This is a genomic window from Nitrospiria bacterium (assembly GCA_036397255.1).
In the GTDB taxonomy this organism is placed as follows: domain Bacteria; phylum Nitrospirota; class Nitrospiria; order DASWJH01; family DASWJH01; genus DASWJH01.
In genome coordinates this window covers 1-18,066 of sequence record DASWJH010000103.1, presented here as the reverse complement: position 1 = coordinate 18,066, position 18,066 = coordinate 1, and the positions used below count along the sequence as shown (strand labels likewise).

20 protein-coding genes are annotated in these 18,066 nt (G+C 44.0%); 16 read left to right on the top strand and 4 right to left on the bottom strand.

Annotated elements, in window-relative coordinates:
* Positions 1-89 precede the first annotated feature (89 nt).
* Positions 90-638 (top strand): DJ-1 family glyoxalase III, encoded by a 549-nt coding sequence (locus VGB26_13945; GenBank protein ID HEX9758880.1) that lies wholly within the window; start codon positions 90-92, stop codon positions 636-638.
* 5 nt (positions 639-643) lie between these two features.
* On the opposite strand, the gene VGB26_13940 is transcribed toward VGB26_13945, so the two are convergent.
* Positions 644-1,366 carry a histidine phosphatase family protein gene (locus tag VGB26_13940; protein HEX9758879.1) on the bottom strand — a complete coding sequence of 241 codons (723 nt, stop codon included), beginning with the start codon at positions 1,364-1,366 and terminating at the stop codon, positions 644-646.
* Here VGB26_13940 and VGB26_13935 point away from each other — a divergent pair.
* Complete coding sequence (locus VGB26_13935) at positions 1,334-2,098, top strand: HAD-IA family hydrolase (protein HEX9758878.1); 765 nt, start codon at positions 1,334-1,336, stop codon at positions 2,096-2,098. The genes VGB26_13940 and VGB26_13935 overlap by 33 nt on opposite strands.
* A gap of 12 nt (positions 2,099-2,110) precedes the next feature.
* Here the strand turns inward: VGB26_13935 and VGB26_13930 are convergent, their stop codons facing one another.
* Positions 2,111-2,857: an HAD-IA family hydrolase gene (locus VGB26_13930; GenBank protein HEX9758877.1), complete on the bottom strand. Its 747-nt coding sequence runs from the start codon at positions 2,855-2,857 to the stop codon at positions 2,111-2,113.
* Positions 2,858-2,932: 75 nt separating this feature from the next.
* Between VGB26_13930 and VGB26_13925 the strand changes: the two genes are divergently transcribed.
* The 7 genes from VGB26_13925 to VGB26_13895 all read left to right on the top strand — a co-directional run bounded on the left by VGB26_13925 (position 2,933) and on the right by VGB26_13895 (position 10,757).
* Entirely contained in the window at positions 2,933-3,481 is a 549-nt protein-coding gene (locus tag VGB26_13925; GenBank protein ID HEX9758876.1) for a ribonuclease H-like domain-containing protein, read from the top strand.
* 572 nt (positions 3,482-4,053) lie between these two features.
* On the top strand, positions 4,054-5,718 hold the full coding sequence (gene argS / locus VGB26_13920) for an arginine--tRNA ligase (GenBank protein ID HEX9758875.1): 1,665 nt from the start codon (positions 4,054-4,056) through the stop codon (positions 5,716-5,718).
* Between the two features lie 2 nt (positions 5,719-5,720).
* Positions 5,721-6,842 carry a tRNA guanosine(34) transglycosylase Tgt gene (gene tgt, locus VGB26_13915; protein ID HEX9758874.1) on the top strand — a complete coding sequence of 374 codons (1,122 nt, stop codon included), beginning with the start codon at positions 5,721-5,723 and terminating at the stop codon, positions 6,840-6,842.
* Positions 6,839-7,162, top strand: a complete 324-nt coding sequence (gene yajC, locus VGB26_13910) for a preprotein translocase subunit YajC (protein HEX9758873.1) — start codon at positions 6,839-6,841, stop codon at positions 7,160-7,162. The genes tgt and yajC overlap by 4 nt, the downstream gene beginning before the upstream one ends.
* A 104-nt stretch (positions 7,163-7,266) precedes the next feature.
* Positions 7,267-8,910, top strand: coding sequence for a protein translocase subunit SecD (gene secD / locus VGB26_13905; GenBank protein ID HEX9758872.1), 1,644 nt, complete (start codon positions 7,267-7,269; stop codon positions 8,908-8,910).
* A gap of 17 nt (positions 8,911-8,927) precedes the next feature.
* A complete protein-coding gene (gene secF, locus VGB26_13900; GenBank protein HEX9758871.1) occupies positions 8,928-9,845 on the top strand; it encodes a protein translocase subunit SecF in 918 nt (305 codons plus the stop codon).
* A 162-nt stretch (positions 9,846-10,007) separates the two neighbouring features.
* Positions 10,008-10,757: an alpha/beta hydrolase gene (locus VGB26_13895; GenBank protein ID HEX9758870.1), complete on the top strand. Its 750-nt coding sequence runs from the start codon at positions 10,008-10,010 to the stop codon at positions 10,755-10,757.
* A 74-nt stretch (positions 10,758-10,831) separates the two neighbouring features.
* Here VGB26_13895 and VGB26_13890 read toward each other — a convergent pair whose 3' ends face one another.
* On the bottom strand, positions 10,832-11,062 hold the full coding sequence (locus VGB26_13890) for an Lrp/AsnC ligand binding domain-containing protein (protein HEX9758869.1): 231 nt from the start codon (positions 11,060-11,062) through the stop codon (positions 10,832-10,834).
* Between the two features lie 392 nt (positions 11,063-11,454).
* Between VGB26_13890 and VGB26_13885 the strand changes: the two genes are divergently transcribed.
* The 7 genes from VGB26_13885 to VGB26_13855 all read left to right on the top strand — a co-directional run bounded on the left by VGB26_13885 (position 11,455) and on the right by VGB26_13855 (position 17,118).
* Positions 11,455-11,835, top strand: coding sequence for a zinc ribbon domain-containing protein (locus tag VGB26_13885; GenBank protein ID HEX9758868.1), 381 nt, complete (start codon positions 11,455-11,457; stop codon positions 11,833-11,835).
* Between the two features lie 54 nt (positions 11,836-11,889).
* Positions 11,890-13,611 (top strand): GspE/PulE family protein, encoded by a 1,722-nt coding sequence (locus VGB26_13880; protein HEX9758867.1) that lies wholly within the window; start codon positions 11,890-11,892, stop codon positions 13,609-13,611.
* Positions 13,589-14,095, top strand: a complete 507-nt coding sequence (locus VGB26_13875; GenBank protein ID HEX9758866.1) for a chemotaxis protein CheX — start codon at positions 13,589-13,591, stop codon at positions 14,093-14,095. Before VGB26_13880 ends, VGB26_13875 begins: the two co-directional genes overlap by 23 nt.
* Before the next feature lie 90 nt (positions 14,096-14,185).
* Positions 14,186-14,554: a response regulator gene (locus VGB26_13870; protein HEX9758865.1), complete on the top strand. Its 369-nt coding sequence runs from the start codon at positions 14,186-14,188 to the stop codon at positions 14,552-14,554.
* Between the two features lie 255 nt (positions 14,555-14,809).
* Positions 14,810-16,096, top strand: a complete 1,287-nt coding sequence (locus VGB26_13865) for an NADH-ubiquinone oxidoreductase-F iron-sulfur binding region domain-containing protein (protein ID HEX9758864.1) — start codon at positions 14,810-14,812, stop codon at positions 16,094-16,096.
* 75 nt (positions 16,097-16,171) lie between these two features.
* Complete coding sequence (folB, locus tag VGB26_13860) at positions 16,172-16,567, top strand: dihydroneopterin aldolase (protein HEX9758863.1); 396 nt, start codon at positions 16,172-16,174, stop codon at positions 16,565-16,567.
* A 5-nt stretch (positions 16,568-16,572) separates the two neighbouring features.
* Positions 16,573-17,118: an NUDIX domain-containing protein gene (locus VGB26_13855; protein ID HEX9758862.1), complete on the top strand. Its 546-nt coding sequence runs from the start codon at positions 16,573-16,575 to the stop codon at positions 17,116-17,118.
* Here VGB26_13855 and VGB26_13850 read toward each other — a convergent pair.
* Positions 17,112-18,065: an aldo/keto reductase gene (locus VGB26_13850; GenBank protein HEX9758861.1), complete on the bottom strand. Its 954-nt coding sequence runs from the start codon at positions 18,063-18,065 to the stop codon at positions 17,112-17,114. The two genes, VGB26_13855 and VGB26_13850, sit on opposite strands and share 7 nt — an antisense overlap.
* Position 18,066 lies beyond the last annotated feature (1 nt).

Genomic DNA, 18,066 nt, shown 5'->3' with positions numbered 1-18,066 from the left:
ATTACCGAGTACTGATTCAAAAAAAATATTTTATTTTTAAAAATCAATAGAGTTGCTTGTAAACTTAAAGTAGGAGGAGAGGTTTTAAAATGAAACGGGTGGTGGTTCCTTTGGCCCCAGGATTTGAGGAGATTGAAGCTATTACCGTGATTGATATTCTCAGGAGGGCGGGGGTAGAGGTCATGGTTGCAGGTATTGTGGAAGGTGCGATAGAAGGAAGATGCGGAATTAAGGTTATTCCGGATGGGTCCATCGATCGGGTAAAAGCGGCTGATTTTGAAATGATTATTTTACCGGGTGGTGCAGGTGGAACAGAGCATTTAAAGAAAGACCCACGGGTCCTTCAGCTTTTAAAAGAAATGCAAAATTCGGGAAAGTATACCTCAGCCATTTGTGCCGCTCCCACGGTTCTTTCTGCGGCCGGAATGATAACCGGAAAAAAAATAACCAGCCACCCCACAGTGAAAAATTCTCTGACAGAGAGTTCTTACTCAGAAAATAGGGTGGTCATTGATGGAAACCTGGTTACCAGTCGCGCCCCGGGAACCGCCATGGAGTTTGCTTTTACCCTTGTTGAGCTTTTGGTGGGAAAAAAGAAGGCCAATGAGGTGAACCAAGGGGTCATGGCCAAAATATGAGGGTATTAATCCTGCGGTCCCTGAATCCGTTCAGGATCTGCAAGGTAGTTCATTAGGATTAACCGGCTTTTAATAGGATTTATTTTGATGACGGAAAGCGAGGCATTGTCGATTTGAAATCGCCGGGAGGGGTCTAGATCCATTTGGATAAAATGAGCCAAAATCGCCCGAATGGTATCCGCATGGGAGACCAGTAACAGGTTTGAAATACCCGCCTCCTGGATTATCCGCCAAATAGATTTGACCGCTCTGTTTTGAACTTCTGTGAGGGTTTCCCCTCCGGGGGGCCGTGTTATCGAAGGGGTGGTTTCAAATGCTTTTACGACCGGGTCTGAATCCATTTGATCCCAATATTTTCCTTCCCATTCCCCGACGCTGATCTCACAGAGCCCCTCATCTTCCTCAAATGGAAGACCTAACGCTTCGGAAATAATTTTGGCAGATTCCACCGTCCGAAGCATGGGACTGGAAACCATTTTTTCAATAGGCCAGGATTTTAGGGATAAAGCAAGGCGTTGAACCTGCTGGGAACCGGTCTCGTTAAGCGGGACAGGATGTCTTCCCATTATCCTTCTTTGGCGGTTCCAATCCGTTTGTCCATGTCTGACCAAATAGAGTATGGCCAATTTTCCTACTTGCCTCCATAGGGTAAAGTCCACTAACATTATGGCATGAATTGCATCGGTGGTCCAGATTTGAAAAACAAAAAGATCCTGTCCGATTCCCAAAAAAAAGTGTCTACTCTTTTTTTTGACGGTGCCGGAACCCTTTTTCATGTGAAAGGTTCTGTGGGACAGATTTATTCAGAGGTTGCCCGAAAGTATGAAATTAAATTATCTCCCGAAGTTTTAGAAACTGAATTTAAAAAAGCGTTCCGGTCTTCTCCTCCCATGGCCTTTCCTGGATTAAAGAAAAATTTGATTCATCATCGGGAAAAAGAATGGTGGAAAAACCTTGTGATCCGCGCTTTGAATGGAATGGTTTTTCCTCGATTTAATTCCTTTTTTGATGAACTTTTTGAACGGTTTCGGGGAAACTCTGGTTGGGTTCTTTTTTCTGAAACTCGGGGGGTTTTGAGAATTCTCAAAGACAAAGGGTACCACCTGGGAATTATTTCAAACTTTGATTCTAGAATTTATGACGTGTGCAGAGCTCTGGATATTGATTCCTTTTTCGATTCTATCACCATTTCCAGTGAAGTGGGGGCGGCAAAGCCGAATTCCAAGATTTTTCAGGTGGCATTATCGAAACATCAAGTAGAACCCGAGTGCGCCCTCCATGTTGGGGATAGCCCTGAAGAGGATATTGAGGGGGCGAGGTCTGTGGGAATTTTTCCTTTTTTAATTAATCGCTCGGGGTCTTTCTCTAAAACCGGGGAAAGTTCAAACCCAAAAACCAATGAACCCTTCTTTCAGGTCATTCACGATTTGAAAGGGGTTATATCATTTTTATCTCAGTAAAATGGGATCAAGTTAGAAAAGGGTTGGGGGATCATTTGCAAAAAGGTTTAAAAAACCTTTGAGGTGGTTGATGATGAAATCCGGTTTTTCATCTACGAGGGCTTTTGGTGTTCTATAACCATAGGTAACACCGCATGTGTGGGTTCCCGCAGCCCGGCCCGCCTGGATATCCTCAGGACTATCCCCTACCATGATGGCCTGTTCAGGTAGGACACTGAGTTTGTCCAAAACCCTCAAGATCCCAAGGGGGGAAAGTTTCCGCTTTCCCATGGTATCGGATCCCAGAACCATTTCAAAATGTTCCTTTAAATTAAAACCCTCCAGAAGGGAATGCAGCGGTTTTTCCCGTTTGTTGGAGACCACCGCTTTCTTCCGTGATCCAGAGCGTCTAAGGTTTCTCTTACCGAAGGGTAGAGGGTGGTATTGTCTAAAAGATGCTGGTCGTAGTGGGATCGATAAACTGAAGCCGCTTCCTGAAGGCACGGCAAATGAGAGGAAGGCAGAGCCTGCTCCATGAGATTTTTCATTCCATTTTGAATCATTCCAAAAATTTCCTGGTAAGAGAGGTGAGGAAGATTGAAATGGGTTAAGTAAGGAGACGTTTAAGGCATTGGCAACATCAATCCGGGGGTCAATGAGGGTCCCGTCCATATCGAAAATGACCAGTTTAATTTCTCCTAATTTCCTTGTTAGGAAATTAAATATAAACAACCCTTTGAGAATTGGCAACCCATGGACATTTATGGTATATTCAACCATTTAAAACCCGAAAAGGTGTTGCTTGGAAAAAAGGCTTACGGGAGCATTTTGTTTAATTAAGGGAAAGAGGGCCCTATGCCAGGCGTTTCCAAAAATATCGTTTTTTTTGATTTAGAAACCCAAAAAAGTGCCGATGAAGTGGGCGGTTGGGAAAACAAACATTTGATGAGAGTCTCGATTGGTGTGACATATAGTACACGCATAGGAGATTTTCAGGTTTTTGAAGAAGATGATGTGCAAGAACTCATTGAGGTGCTCAAAGAAGCGGATTTGGTCATCGGATATAACATTGTGGGTTTTGATTATCCGGTCTTAACCGGCTATTCGGATTTTGATTTTTCGAAACTGTCGACCTTCGATATTTTAGCCAATATTAAACAACGGCTTGGTTTTCGGTTGAAGCTTGAAAACGTGGCGCAGGCTACTTTAAATGCAGGAAAAATGGCAGATGGGTTGGCGGCCCTCCGTTGGTTTAAAGAAGGGGAATTTGCCAAAATTGCCCTATATTGCAAGGAAGATGTCAGAATTACAAAGGAAGTTTACGAATTCGGAAAGAAGAATCAATTTATTTTTTATTCGGATCGGGATAACCCCAAAAAACGTCTAGACGTTAACTGGCCCTAATGTTTCATGGTCAACCTGCCTAGGCGGTGGTCAATTAAAAACCCAGGAGCCATTACGGTGTCCCGCCCCGGCTGACCTAATTCCGGGAGCTCCTGGGTTCAGTGAACTGTTAGATTTCCGCAGGCGGCCTTCCTGCGCATTTTTTAGGCGGCAGGAAGTCGCCTAACGTTCAGCCACCTCACGGGTCGAACGGTCTGATTTCATTGGACCACCTCCTTTCTCGTGTTATTTAAATGCTAGCATAAAGGAATGAACTCGACAAGATAACCTTCAAGAAAATTTCAAATGGAGAAAATAAGTTTTCAGTTAATCCAAGAAAGGGACTTTAAATCCGGAGAAAACTCCAGGGGGGCCCCCCCCTCGGTGGAATGGATGTTGGTCCCTAGGCTCTAGTTCAAGAAGGACCAAAAGGCTGCCCAGTCTTACCTTAAAAACCTTCTGAAATTTTTTGCCAATCCCACTTAACCTTCCCTATTCAAAAAAAAAATCAGGAGGGATATATAGGCAATTGACTTTTTCTGTGGAATAGTTATAATTGACTGTTTTAATTACAAAAAAGGTTAAATTGAATAGTGAAAACGGAGCTTCAAGTTTTACTTCATAAGGCCCTTCAAGAGGCCAGGAATCAAAATGAACTCAAATCTTCGGAGTTACCTCCTGTTATATTAGAGGTTCCAAAGCGAAAGGGGCAAGGGGATATTGCCACCACGGTAGCCATGTCGGTGGCTTCCAAAGAAGGCCGTAATCCTAAAGAGATTGCTGAAATTATAGTTAAACACCTTACAGGCCATGAAGATATTGTGGACCGAGTTGAAGTGGCGGGACCAGGTTTTCTGAATTTTACCATGACCCGGTCTTTTTGGTACGATGTGCTTTTGGAAATTGAAGAAAAAGGAGAAACCTTTGGGTTTTCTGAGATTGGAAAGAATGAGTCGGTCCAGGTTGAATTTGTGAGCGCAAACCCCACAGGGCCGCTTCACGTTGGGCATGGGCGGGGGGCAGTGGTTGGAGATGTGGTGGGAAATTTATTATCGATGACAGGACATCGCGTGGATCGGGAATATTATACCAATGATGTGGGGACCCAAATGGATATCTTGGGGAAGTCGACCTACCTTCGTTATGAAGAACAACTGGGTCGCGAAGTTTCTTTTCCAAATGAGTTTTACCAGGGAGAATATATTGGTAAGATTGCCCGGCAATTTATAAAACGGGAAGGAAACCGGTTTATGAATCAACCGGAAAGTGTTTGGCTCCCGGTATTTCGAAAAGGGGCCAGTGACGAAATCCTAAAAAATATACAGGTGGATTTAAACCACTTTGGGGTTTTGTTTGACCGGTGGTTTTCCGAACAGGAGCTTTATCAAAAAGGAGAGATCGAAGAAGCATTTAGTGATCTCAGAAAGAAGGGCTTGATCTATGAGAAGGATGGGGCCGTTTGGTTGGCCACCTCCCGTTTGGGGGATGATAAAGATCGTGTGGTGGTTAGGGAAAATGGACAGCAAACCTATTTTGCTTCCGACATTGCCTATCATCGAAATAAATTAAGAAGGGGATATAAGCGGATTATTAATATTTGGGGGGCGGATCATCATGGATATATTCCCAGGATGAAAGCGATGGTCCAAGCCTTGGGTTATCCTTCAGAGATCCTTGAAATCATTTTGGTTCAGCTGGTGAACCTCATCCGAGAGGGAAAGCCCGTTACCATGTCGACACGAGCGGGGGAGTTTGTTCCCCTTCGAGAGGTGTTGGAGGAGGTGGGGTCCGATGTTGCCCGTTTTTTTTTCTTAATGAGGCGGTCAGATAGCCCTTTGGATTTCGATCTGGATCTTGCAAAAAAGCAGTCCAATGAAAATCCGGTATTTTATGTTCAATATGCCCATGCAAGGTTATGTAGCGTGTTTCGACAAGCTCAGGAAAAGGGGGTTCCTATCCTTTCCTCAGAGGGGGTTCATTTAAATCGGCTCGATCTGCCCGAAGAATTTGGTTTAATGAAACAATTGGCGCTTTACCCAGGAATTGTGGAAGGGAGTGCCTTATCCCTTGAACCCCACCGGTTGACTTTTTATCTTCAAGAGCTGGCTTCCCAGCTCCACCAGTTTTATTTTAATCATCGCATTATCACCCCGGATTTAGAATTAACCCAAGCCCGTCTTTTTTTTATGAAGTGCGTTCAAATGGTGATTCAAAATGCGTTGAAAATTTTGGGGGTTCAAGCCCCTGAGCGAATGTAAAAATGAAATTTCAGGTTTTGGAAAAAGATCCCAAGAGTTTGGCGAGGAGAGGGAAACTTGAAACCTCTCACGGGATAATTGACACCCCTGCTTTTATGCCCGTGGGTACTGCCGGGAGCGTGAAGACACTTACCCCGGATGAGTTGGCCTCCTTAGGAGCTCAAATTATTCTCGGCAACGCCTATCACCTGTATTTGCGTCCAGGGCATAACCTGATCCGTTCAATGGGTGGGTTGCATGGCTTTATTTCGTGGGATGGAGCCATATTGACGGATAGCGGTGGGTTTCAGGTCATGAGTATGGGAAAACTAAGTAAAGTGACTGAAGAGGGGGTTATATTCCAATCCCATTTGGATGGATCCACTCATTTTCTTTCACCCGATCTGAGTATTGAGATCCAAGAGGCCTTGGGCGCGGACCTCATTATGGCATTTGACGAATGTCTTCCGTATCCCTCTTCTTATGATCATGCCGCTTTTTCATTGGAACGAACCACTCGCTGGGCTCAGCGGTGTAAAACTGTTCACCATCGGGTTGACCAAAGCTTATTTGGAATTGTTCAAGGCGGATTTTTCCCAAAACTCAGGGAACAATCTGCGGGTGAAATCCTTGATATCGGGTTTGATGGGTATGCCATCGGTGGATTAAGCGTGGGGGAAAGTCAGGAAATGATGCGGGAAATGGTAAATTGTGTGGTACCCTTTTTGCCGAACGATTCCCCTCGTTATTTAATGGGGGTAGGAAAACCCGAGGACTTATTGGAGGGGGTGCGAAGTGGAATTGATTTATTTGATTGTGTTATGCCCACACGGCATGCTCGGACGGGATGGTTGTTTACCCGTCATGGACACATCGTGATTAAGCAGGCTAAATATGAAAAAGACCCCAGGCCGATTGATGAGGCTTGTGATTGTTATACCTGCGGAAGATTTTCAAGGGCTTATTTACGTCATTTGTTTATGGCCCATGAAATATTGGGTTTACGACTCAATACGCTCCACAATTTAAATTTTTATCTTCAGTTAATGAAAAAGATTAGAGAAGCGATTTCCGAGGGAGTTTTTGATGATTTTACCCAGCAGTTTTATTTTTTGAGAAAGGAGGCTGATCAGTGGGCTGGATGACATGGATTGCTTGGGCGCAAACACCTGACGGTGGATCCTCAGGGTCAACGGGTGGTGTGATCGCCAGTTTAATTCCTTTTGTTTTAATCATTGTGATTTTCTACTTTTTATTAATTCTCCCCCAGCAGCGGCGCCAAAAAAAACACAAGCAGCTACTGGAATTATTGAAAAAAGGGGACAAGGTAGTGACCAATGCAGGAATTTTGGGAACGGTGACCAATCTCAGCAAGGAGACCGTTACGCTTCAAGTAGCGGATAATGTCAAAATTAAAATTTTGAGGGATACCGTTGCCAGTCTAAGGGGGGAGACGGATGATTAAGAACGTGTTATCCTTAGAATTCTTTTGGAAACTAAAGAGCTTTTTAGAGTGGAATGGATTTAAGGGACCTGGCGATCTGTTAACCGTTCCTTGAGGAGGTGTAGATGAAGAAGGGAATTAGAGCCCGTGCGATTCTGATTGTGACCGTAACCCTTTTATCTTTTTTATTTTTTCTTCCTTCAACCCCAATGTTTCAAGCCATGCCACAGTGGTGGAAGAATGTGATGCCCAGCAAGGCCATTACCTTGGGTTTGGACCTTCAGGGGGGTATTCATCTAATTTTAAAAGTGGAAGGAGAAAAAGCGGTTGAAAACCATGTGGAACGGGCGGTGACCAGCCTGAAAGAGCTTTTTTCGGAAAAGAAATTTTCTGCGGAAGCAAAACGGTCTGGCCCTGAAGAAATTACCATTTCGTATACAGCAGAAAATGACGATATTAGGGAAAACCTGATTAATGCGGTGGAAAAAGGTTTATCGGGTTTTGATAATACGGACCGAAAGGAAGGAACGCTTGTTTTTTCATTGCCCGAAGGGAGGGGAGAAAAAATTGCCACCAATGCCATATCCCAGGCTTTGGAAACCATTCGGAACCGAATCGATCAATTTGGGGTGACTGAACCGTTAATCCAGAAAAGGGGAAAAGATCAGATATTAATTCAACTTCCGGGGGTGAAAGACCCTCAAAGGGCCATCGATTTAATTGGAAAAACAGCTCTATTGGAATTTAAACTGGTTGATTCCCAATCTCCCTTGGCTTCCCAGCTGCCCACATCGGTTTCCGCCGAAGAGGAGGTGAGTTGGCTTGCTGGGATTTCCGAAAAAATTTTAGAAGAGGATCAGATTTTGTTTGAAAAGAATATTGATGAAGAAACAGGTCGAATTACCAAACGGCCTTATTTGGTGGAGAAAAGGAGATTAATTGGTGGAGATTCTTTAACGGATGCCCATATAAATTTTGACGAGTTTAATCAACCATATGTCAGTATATCCTTTGACCGGGAAGGAGGGCGGCTCTTTGAAAAAATTACCGGTGAAAATATCGACCGGCAGCTTGCCATTATTTTGGATAACAATGTGTACTCTGCACCCGTCATTCGGGATAAAATCTCAGGAGGACAGGCCTCCATCAGTGGATTGTTTACCCTTCAGGAAGCAAGCGATCTTGCGCTAGTCCTTCGGGCAGGCGCCCTTCCTGCTCCAGTGGAAATTATCCAAAATCTGACGGTTGGACCTTCTCTTGGGCAGGATTCTATTGAGAAAGGGTTTAAGGCCACTCTTTTGGCGGGGCTTTTGGTTATTCTTTTTATGATTGTTTACTATCGGGTTTGCGGAATTATTGCCGATTTTGCTCTTTTATTGAATTTGGTGGTTTTGATTGGTGCTTTGGCCGCATTGGATGCAACCCTTACCCTTCCGGGTATTGCCGGAATCATTTTAACCATTGGTATGGGAGTGGATTCTAATGTTTTGATCTTTGAGCGTATTCGTGAAGAGCTTCGGCAGAAAAAACCTGTTCGCCTGGCTGTAGACAGCGGGTTTGATAAAGCCTTTGTGACCATTGTCGATTCCCATGTTACAACCCTTTTAACGGGAGCGGTTCTATTCCTTTTTGGAACCGGACCGATTAAGGGGTTTGCTGTAGCCTTGTGTTTAGGTATTGGAATCAATCTTTTTACCGCCTTGGTGGGAACCAAAGTGATCCTGGATATGATTAATAACCGGTGGAAGCTCCAACGGCTCAGTATCTAAATTTAGGTGGAGACGCTATGCTTGAAATTTTAGGAAAAACAAACATTGATTTTGTTGGAAAAAAGAACGTCACTTTTGCTTTCTCAGGGCTCTTGGTTTTATTAGGGGTGTTTACCCTGATTCAGATATGGTTGGGAGGGGCCAATTTGGGGATCGATTTTTCAGGGGGAACCTCCGTGCAACTAAAATTTGACCAACCGGTGAAAATTGACGAAGCCCGCCGTCTTTTATCGGAAAATGGGTTTCCGGATGCAGAGCTTCAGGAATTTACCGATGGAAATAAACTTCTCATTCGGGTGAAGGAGAAAACCAGCATTAAAGACAAGGTCTCCAACCAATTGGTTTCACTCTTCAGTCAAGAATTTTCCAATAATCAATTTGTGATTGATAGCAGTACGGAAATCGGTCCCACCATTGGGGAGGAACTTCAAAGGAAGGCAATAACAGCCGTGACCTTTGCCTTGATTATGATTATTCTGTATATTGCGGCCCGGTTTGAATTTCGATTTGGAGCGGCTGCAGCGGTGGCGACCTTTCATGATGTGTTAGCGGTATTAGGGATTTTCTACCTTTTAGATAAGGAGATTACGTTGTTGATTGTAACGGCCCTGTTAACCTTGGCCGGTTATTCCTTAACGGATACCGTGGTTGTATTTGATCGGATTCGAGAGAATTTGAGGAACCGAAAAGGACGTCACCTTCCCCAGGTGATCAACGATGGAATCAATCAAGTTCTTAGCCGTACCATTGTTACCTCCTTGACCGTCCTTTTGGTATTGCTTGCCCTTTTCTTTTGGGGAGGAGAGGTGATCCATGATTTTTCATTAGCCCTTATTTTAGGTGTGGTCATAGGAAACTACTCTTCTATCTTTGTTGCCAGTCCGATCCTTTTAATTTGGAAAGGCAGTCAAGGGAAACTTCTAAAACGGTCATAACCTCAAGGCATTGTCAAACAGGACGTGGATTTTAAAGGTACCTTTGACCCGATCCATTCCCAATTCCGGAGGGTTTCCTTTCGTAGGTTCCTCAATATTACCCTCTTTTTAAGAGGGTTTCCTCTATTCCTATTTTGCATCTTTGGGTTGGTTTCCTGTAACATGGATCGAAATTTTATTTTTTTCCCCAGCCGGTTGATTATTCAAACCCCAAAAGCGGTAGACCTTAACTACCAAGATGTCCGATTCCATTCTTCGGATGGGATTAAATTAAATGGGTGGTGGATTGAAAAAGAGGGAGCGGAGGGGACATTGATTTGGTTTCATGGAAACGGGGGAAATATGGGCGACCGTGTTGACCATATAAAGTTATTTTACGATTTTTTGCCATTGCATTTATTTATGATTGATTACCGGGGATATGGAAAAAGTGATGGGACCCCGTCTGAGGAGGGAACCTATCGAGATGCGGAGGCCGCTCTGGCCTTTGTCCAATCACGGGGTCAACCCAAATCGCAAAAGCTGTTTTATTATGGACAATCATTGGGATCGGCAATTGCGGTAGAATTAGCGATGAGAAAAGCACCCGATGCTCTCATTTTGGAGTCACCCTTTACTTCGATCCGGGACATGGCCAGAGTCGCCTATCCTTTCTTGCCTCTGGGTTTTTTGATTCGAACCGAATATAATTCCCTTTCAAAAATAGGGAAGATCTCATGTCCAGTTCTTATCCTTCACGGAGATAGGGATGAGATTATTCCGTGGGAGCAGGGCAAAGCCCTATTCGAAGCCGCCAATCAACCCAAAACGTTTACTCTTCTTCCAGGTGCGGGCCACAATGACACATTTATTTTGGGGGGAGAGCCCTATTTAAGAGAATGGGGTCGGTTGATCCGTACGGTTTTAAACTAGCCACACCCTTTTTCCTCTTTTCCTCAAAGGGGTGAAATTTTTTTAGGTTGAGTTTAAAGCTTTTGTCTTTTGCTTTATTGGAAAACCACTGCGGTGTTGGTGCCCCGGATTCCGCTAATTGACTGGACTTGAAACATAATCCTTTGCCCAAGGCTTTCAAAATCTTCTGCTTCAACATAGCCAATGATATCGTAGGCTCCTGCAACGATATGTGCCGAGCGGACCCCTTGAATACGCTTGACTGCATTGAGGGCTTTCCCCACCTTTCCTGATTGAACGTTCATTAATATATAGGCTGCTGCCATGGAGATCTCCTTTTTACTGATTTTTGTAGAGGGGGTTTAAATTCCAGACCCCTCAGAGGGTTCTGGGTATACATTAAATTATTTTAAACAGATTTTTCGGGTTGCATGGGGAGGGCGAGGGAGCAGATCCAATAGGCAAGAAATCACCGAAATCAGGCGAGCAACGGCTTGAGTCAGCACTTATTTGACCGATAAATAAGGAATTGAAAGTTAACATGAGGAAAAAAGGGTTGTCAATGCCAAACTGGGACGTTCCCTTTTAATGTAAAGCCTCATTTAGTTATTTTTTCAATCTCACTACTTGATTTTGTTTATTTGACAAAAAGGGGACCTTCTTATAAGTTTGAAATAATATAGAGACTTCAATGATTTAAAGTCTAATCAGGATCCAAATGAGGCAGAAAAAGATGCGTTGCACCGAATGTCTATCGGATAACCTTCCAGGGAGAAGATATTGCGGAAAATGCGGCAATCCTTTACTTTTCCCCTGCCTTCATTGCGGATTTGGGAATTCCATAGGGGATCATTTTTGTGGGGGTTGCGGGATCAATCTGGATGAAAAGATAGGAACCCTGGGTTCTTCCCATCTACCCTCCGAAATAGAAAAAGAAATGTTTCAGCCCCAAAACCTTCAAAACCCCTTCTCAGAAGATCAGTTGACGGAAATATTGGGTGTCAAGGGTGAAGCTCAGAAAGAAGAGAAGGAGAAAAAGGATCCCAAAAAAGCCGTTTCCCAGGATGATATTGATCAACTCCTAAAAGGGAGTTCTTAAAAGGGCGTAATAACCTTTCCCATAAATTTTTGTCTACATTCAGGTGAATGTTTAATGGCAATTTCAAAAGTGGTTCAGGAAAAAATTGGACAAATGCTGGTTGAAGAAGGAATTATTTCAAATGAGCAGTTAAGGGTGGCCCTGGAAGAGCAAAAGAAGCGGGGTTGGGGACAGAAACCATTAGGAGATTTTATTGTTGAACTAGGGTTTGCAACTGAAAAAGATATCTTAAAAGTGGTGGGGCTACAGTTTAATCTCCCGGTCATGGAATTAAAAGGGATTACCGTTGAAAAGAATGTCCTCAATATTGTCTCAGAGGCCATTGCCCATCGGTTTAAGATGATCCCTCTTTTTTTATTGGGAAATGAACTTACCGTTGCCATTACTGACCCGACCCGATTTGAAGTAATGGATGCCTTGGCCAACGAGACTAAGTGCAAAATAATTCCTGTTCTTGCCTTAGATTCGGAAATTGAAAACGCTTTGGCCTTTAATTACACCGAAAAATTAGAGAAACAATTAGACCATTCTATCAACCTTTACCAATACGGAGTCGATCGAGAAGGTCCCTCTGAATCTGAAAGACTCAAAAGAGCGGGGAAAGAAATTCCCATCGTCAAAATTGTGGATAAAATTCTTGCTCATGCGGCGGAAGAATCCGCTAGTGATATCCATATTGAACCAGGGGTAGAGCAATTGACCATTCGTTTGAGAATCGATGGAATTCTATCCGAGGCCTTTACCTTTAGCATGTCTCTTCACGCTGCCATTGTTTCTAGAATTAAAATTTTGTCTCAATTGGATATCTCGGAGCGATGGGTTCCCCAGGATGGCCGGATTCAAATGAGCATCCAAAAAAAGAGTTTGGACATGAGGATATCCACCCTGCCCACGTGTTTTGGTGAAAAGGTGGTGATGCGTTTACTGGATAAAAAAAATTCCTTGTTGGGGTTGGAACAAATGGGTTTTTCAAAGGGAAATCTTGAGACCTTTCGGTTCTTAATTCGGCAACCTTATGGAATCATTTTAATTACGGGGCCAACCGGAAGCGGGAAAACGACCACGCTGTATGCCGCACTGAATGAGGTCCGTTCGGTTGAAAAAAATATCATCACAGTTGAGGATCCGGTTGAATACCAAATCCCCACCATCAACCAGGTACCGGTTAATCCGAAACGGGACGTTACCTTTGCGAATGCCCTGAGGGCTATTTTGCGCCAGGATCCCAATATTATTATGATTGGGGAAATTCGAGACCGTGAAACAGGAAAAATTGCAACAGAGTCTGCCTTAACAGGACATTTGGTTTTTAGCACCCTGCACACCAACGATTCCCCCGGGGCAGTGACCCGTTTGATGGAAATGGGAATTGAACCGTATTTATTGGCCCCCTCTCTCCTTGGCGTGGTGGCCCAAAGGCTTGCCCGAAAAATTTGTGGAAATTGCAGGGAAGCCTATTCCCCGACACGGGTGGAGTTGGAGACCATGGGGTTGATTCATTTGGGGAAAGATATTCCTTTTTACAAAGGGAAGGGCTGTAAAACATGCAACCAAAAGGGATATAAAGGACGGGTAGGGGTTTTTGAAATTCTGGTGGTAGATGAAACCATACGGGAACTTATTTTGGCAAAAGCCTCTGCCAATACCATTCGGGGATATGGGTGGAAAAAAGGTTTTCGAGATATGCGGTTTGATGGGGTGAAGAAGGTGGTCGCAGGATTAACTTCAGTGGAAGAAGTCTTACGGATGACTCGTGGAACGGAACTCGTCCACTGATCGGCCCATTGAAATTCGGGCGGAACATGTCAATGCCTTTGTAGGGCCCACCTTAGATATATTGAAACGGATGGGTAGGGTGGATGCCTCTGTCCGGGAGGTTCGGCGTGAAAAGGAAAACAACCCTTCCCATCCCATTTCTATTGTGATCGGTTTTTCGGGAGATTTAAACGGTTCTTTTATCATCGGTTTCGATAAGGTTTCTGCCCTTGCGGTGACTGCAGGAATGATGGGGGTGGAGAAAATGACCGAGCTGAACTCGGATTGCCAAGAGGCTTTAGCGGAATTCAGTAATGTTATTGTTGGAAATGCAACGGGAAAATTGGCGGATCTAGGAATACAGGTAACCATCACAACCCCTATTATCAGCATGGGGATGATTGTTCCATTGGTGGAGGACCCTTTTATTGTTCCCTTAAATTCGGATAAAGGGGATATTGAGTTGGGTCTTTCCTTTAAAGGAAAAAGCCAAAAGAAAGATTGAATAGAAAAAAAACCATTGGGTTAGATCAATGCATTGTTTCTTTTCAAAAAAGAAATAGAATTTCCCCGTTAAAAGGGAAGGAGGTTAGTTATGTCAGAGAAAAAACGGGTTTTAATTGCTGATGATTCAAAGGTGATGAGAGAGTCATTAAAAACCATTTTGGAAAAATGCCATTGTGAAGTGGTTGGCATGGCTGAGAATGGGGCTCAGGTTATTTCGCAATATAAAGACCTGAAACCCGATTTGATTACCTTGGATATTGTGATGCCTCAACTCAATGGAATCGATACCTTGAAAACACTCAAATCGATCCATGCGCAAGTTAAGGTGATTATGGTGACTTCACTGGCCACTCAACAAGATGTCATCAAATGTAAAGACCTTGGAGCCAATTATTATATTTTGAAACCTTTTGAAGATTCTAAAGTCATTGAAACCATAAAAATGGTTACGACCTAGTTCAATCTCTCCGCATAAAAACCCAGACCTCTTGTTTGAATTTCCCTCACCTAAAATTTAAAAATTAGCAAATTTTTTTATTTAGTTAGTTTTTGTTTTTAAGGCGTGGGCCTTTTCCACAAGGTTAAAGGGCCATTTCCGTTTGAAAAACCTTTTATGAGTATCCCTAAAATTTGAATAATTCAACATTGACACCGGTTGGTTTGGAATGTTATGATGGGCTAATTTTTCTTTTAAACCAATGAGTTCGCACCTATGGGCCAAGTGGTGATTCAAACAGAGGATTTAAAGCTAACCAACTTGAATGAATATGAAAAAAAAGGGGGATATTCCGCTTTTCGAAAAGCCCTTAAAATGCTGCCTCTTGAAATTATTAAAGAAGTCAAACGTTCAGGTTTAAGAGGAAGAGGAGGGAGTGGCTTTCCCACCGGTAAAAAGTGGGAAATGGTTTATGGGCAAAGGGAGACCGAACGGTACGTAGCGTGCAATGCCAGTGAAAGTGAACCGGGAACCTATAAAGACCGTTTTTTAATTCAGCGGGTTCCTCATCAGCTTCTTGAAGGCATTCTAATTGCGGGTTTTGTGATGGGGGCAAAGGAAGCATATCTTTTTATTAAGGAAAAATACCATGACGAGGTGGCTATTTTAGAGAGTGCAATTGAAGAAGCCCGGCATGCCGGGTATATGGGGCGAAATATTTTAGGAACGGGTTTAAATCTGGATGTCCGTTTGTTTCGTGGACCAGACACCTATGTTTCGGGGGAAGAAACCGCTATGTTGGAGGTGATCCAGGGGTTTTCCGGAAAACCCAAAGAAAAACCTCCTTATTACCCCACTACTTTTGGGCTTTTTAAAAAACCGACTCTGGTGAATAATGCCGAGACCCTTTCTAATATTCCTTCCATTCTAAATCATGGGGCTGACTGGTTTTCAAGGATTGGCGTTCCCCATTGCCCAGGAACCATGCTGTTTTCTGTCAGCGGGGCGGTTAATCAGCCGGGGGTTTATGAGCTTCCCATGGGGACGGCCTTGAGAGAGCTCATTTTTGGATGCGGGAAGGGAATCCGCGAGGGAAGACGCCTAAAAGCGGTCTTTCCCGGAGGTCCCTCTAGTTCTCTCCTGACCGAAGATCATTTGGACCTTCCCATGGATTTCGATTCTTTTAAAAAAGCTGGAACTTCATTGGGATCTGCGGGAATGCTTGTGTTTGATGAAACTGCTTGTATGGTTTCAGTGGTTTTGGAATTTTCCCGGTTTTTCGCCAGGGAGAGCTGCGGGCAATGTCCTCCCTGTTCCTTGGGAACCGTACATATGTCGGAGTTGTTAGAACGAATTGAATCCGGGGAAGGGCGGAAAGAAGATTTGGAGGCCCTCATTCAACTCTGTGGTATTGTAAAAGGAAAAGGGATTTGTACCGTTGTCACCGGTGCCTCGATTGCTGTGCAGAGTACGCTAAAACATTTTATGGATGAATACGAATCTCACCTGAATGGAAGGGCCTGTAATGCAACTGTGGTTGGATGTTTAGAGAAGGCCCTTTAACCCAGAACCTGATATTTTCACCCATCCCAACTTTTCCCCCAAAGGGGATTTTTTTTTGAGGGGGTCAGTGTGTATATGGATCGTATGGTTATTGATGGGTTGGAGTTCCACAGCCATTGTGGGACCACCCCTGAGGAAAGAAAAATAGGCCAGCGCTTAAAAGCGAAGGTTGAGATTTTTGGAAGTTTGGAAAAAGCGGCAAAAATGGATTCCTTAAAATCTGCCATTGATTATGTGGCGCTGTGTCGGTGTATTCTTCAAACAGGGAAAAAAGTGCGGTGCCGTTTATTGGAAACATTAGCGAATCGGATGGCCCAAGAGATTTTTTTAAACTTTTCCGTTCAAGAAGTCCGTATTCAATTAGAAAAACCTTTTCCTCCCATTGATGAAATTCTCCACTCTTTTTCCGTGGAGGTGGTTCGTAAAAGACGGGGCATAAAAAAGAAGGGGAGGAATAAAAGTGTTCGGTAGGCCCGATGTTTCTTCCCATGGATGAATGGATTGAAGTAGTCAATCACCAGAATCAAGTGGTGGGAAAGGCGCTAAGGGATCGGGTCCACGAGAAGGGACTTCAACACCGATCCGCCCATGTTTTCCTTTTTAATTCAAAAGGGGAACTATTTTTACAAAAAAGATCCAAAAAAAAGAAAGAACATCCCGGTTATTATGATTCTTCATCCGCAGGCCATTTGGACGTGGCAGAAACCTATCTGGCTTGTGCCACACGGGAATTAATGGAGGAATTAGGGATTCAGGTTGATGTATTGGTTAAGATGGGAATTCGAAAAACAACCGATGGGCGTTCCATTGAGCACGCGATGCTTTATTTGAGTAAAAGTGATCAAATTCCCAAACCGAACACAAGAGAGGTAGAGAGCGGTCAATATTTTTCTCGGGATCGAATCGATACCTGGATTCTTGAGGGGGGTGAAAACCTTACTCCTGCTTTTTTAACCCTGTTTCAGGGTTTCCGGAGTCAACTGGAAAGGTTTTGTCAAAATGAGGATCAAAAGTCCTATTGATAAAAATCCCTTCGCCAGGCCAAGGGGCGCAAACGGTCCATTTCCTTTTGGGTCAAAAGGTTCCGGTCGGATACAGCGGCGTTTTCATCTACGTGGGAGACCTTTCGCATTCCTGGAATCAATGTCGAAACCGCGGGATGGGTTAAGCAGAATTTGAGAGCCCCTTGGGCGAGGTTTTGAATATCTCCCCTGAGCAAAAATTTAAAATCCTGGACCCGGTCGCACACTTCCTTTAGGCGGTCTCCCCCGAAATAATCCCGACGGAAATCCTCTTCATGGAAGGTCATATTGGGGTGGAATGTCCCGGTCAGACTTCCCTCGTCAAAAGGAACCCGGACAATGACTCCTACCTTAAATTCCTGACAAGCGGGGAATAGTTTATCGGCAGGGGCTTGTTCAAAGAGATTGTAGATGACCTGAACCGAATCAACAAGCCCTGAGCGAACCAGCTCCAAAGCGTTTTCGGGTTGGTAGTCATTGATCGAAATTCCAAAAAAGCGTATTTTCCCATCTGTTTTAAGTTTATTAATTCCCTCCTGCCAATCCGGAGCATGGGTCCATGAATCATCCCAAACATGAAATTGCTGGATGTCAATGCAGTCTATATGGAGGTTTTTCAGGCTTCGTTCCGTACATTTTATGATCCAATCGGAGGGAAAAGCTTCCCGAATGGGAGTATTGGCCAAGGCAGGCCAACGTTTGTTTTTGGGGGGTATTTTGGTTGCAATATGGATAGGGAATTTCCAGTCTCCGACTGCTTTCCCGATCAAACGTTCACTATGGCCGTCACCATAGACATAAGCAGTATCAAAAAAATTAATGCCGCACTCCATGGCCCGGGTTAGCGCTTTAAGCGACTCCCGATCATCCGCAGGGCCCCACCAGGTTTTTCCGATTCCCCATGCCCCAAACCCTATTTCTGAAACCTTAAGGCCTGTTCGCCCCAGC

Coding starts and splice junctions, on each gene's coding strand:
- folB (HEX9758863.1), top strand. CDS start 16,172: ATGGATCGTATGGTTATTGATGGGTTGGAGTTCCACAGCCATTGTGGG.
- VGB26_13865 (HEX9758864.1), top strand. CDS start 14,810: ATGGGCCAAGTGGTGATTCAAACAGAGGATTTAAAGCTAACCAACTTG.
- secF (HEX9758871.1), top strand. CDS start 8,928: ATGCTTGAAATTTTAGGAAAAACAAACATTGATTTTGTTGGAAAAAAG.
- VGB26_13885 (HEX9758868.1), top strand. CDS start 11,455: ATGAGGCAGAAAAAGATGCGTTGCACCGAATGTCTATCGGATAACCTT.
- secD (HEX9758872.1), top strand. CDS start 7,267: ATGAAGAAGGGAATTAGAGCCCGTGCGATTCTGATTGTGACCGTAACC.
- VGB26_13930 (HEX9758877.1), bottom strand. CDS start 2,857: ATGGTTGAATATACCATAAATGTCCATGGGTTGCCAATTCTCAAAGGG.
- VGB26_13890 (HEX9758869.1), bottom strand. CDS start 11,062: ATGGCAGCAGCCTATATATTAATGAACGTTCAATCAGGAAAGGTGGGG.
- yajC (HEX9758873.1), top strand. CDS start 6,839: ATGACATGGATTGCTTGGGCGCAAACACCTGACGGTGGATCCTCAGGG.
- VGB26_13945 (HEX9758880.1), top strand. CDS start 90: ATGAAACGGGTGGTGGTTCCTTTGGCCCCAGGATTTGAGGAGATTGAA.
- VGB26_13880 (HEX9758867.1), top strand. CDS start 11,890: ATGGCAATTTCAAAAGTGGTTCAGGAAAAAATTGGACAAATGCTGGTT.
- tgt (HEX9758874.1), top strand. CDS start 5,721: ATGAAATTTCAGGTTTTGGAAAAAGATCCCAAGAGTTTGGCGAGGAGA.
- VGB26_13870 (HEX9758865.1), top strand. CDS start 14,186: ATGTCAGAGAAAAAACGGGTTTTAATTGCTGATGATTCAAAGGTGATG.
- VGB26_13895 (HEX9758870.1), top strand. CDS start 10,008: ATGGATCGAAATTTTATTTTTTTCCCCAGCCGGTTGATTATTCAAACC.
- VGB26_13855 (HEX9758862.1), top strand. CDS start 16,573: ATGTTTCTTCCCATGGATGAATGGATTGAAGTAGTCAATCACCAGAAT.
- VGB26_13925 (HEX9758876.1), top strand. CDS start 2,933: ATGCCAGGCGTTTCCAAAAATATCGTTTTTTTTGATTTAGAAACCCAA.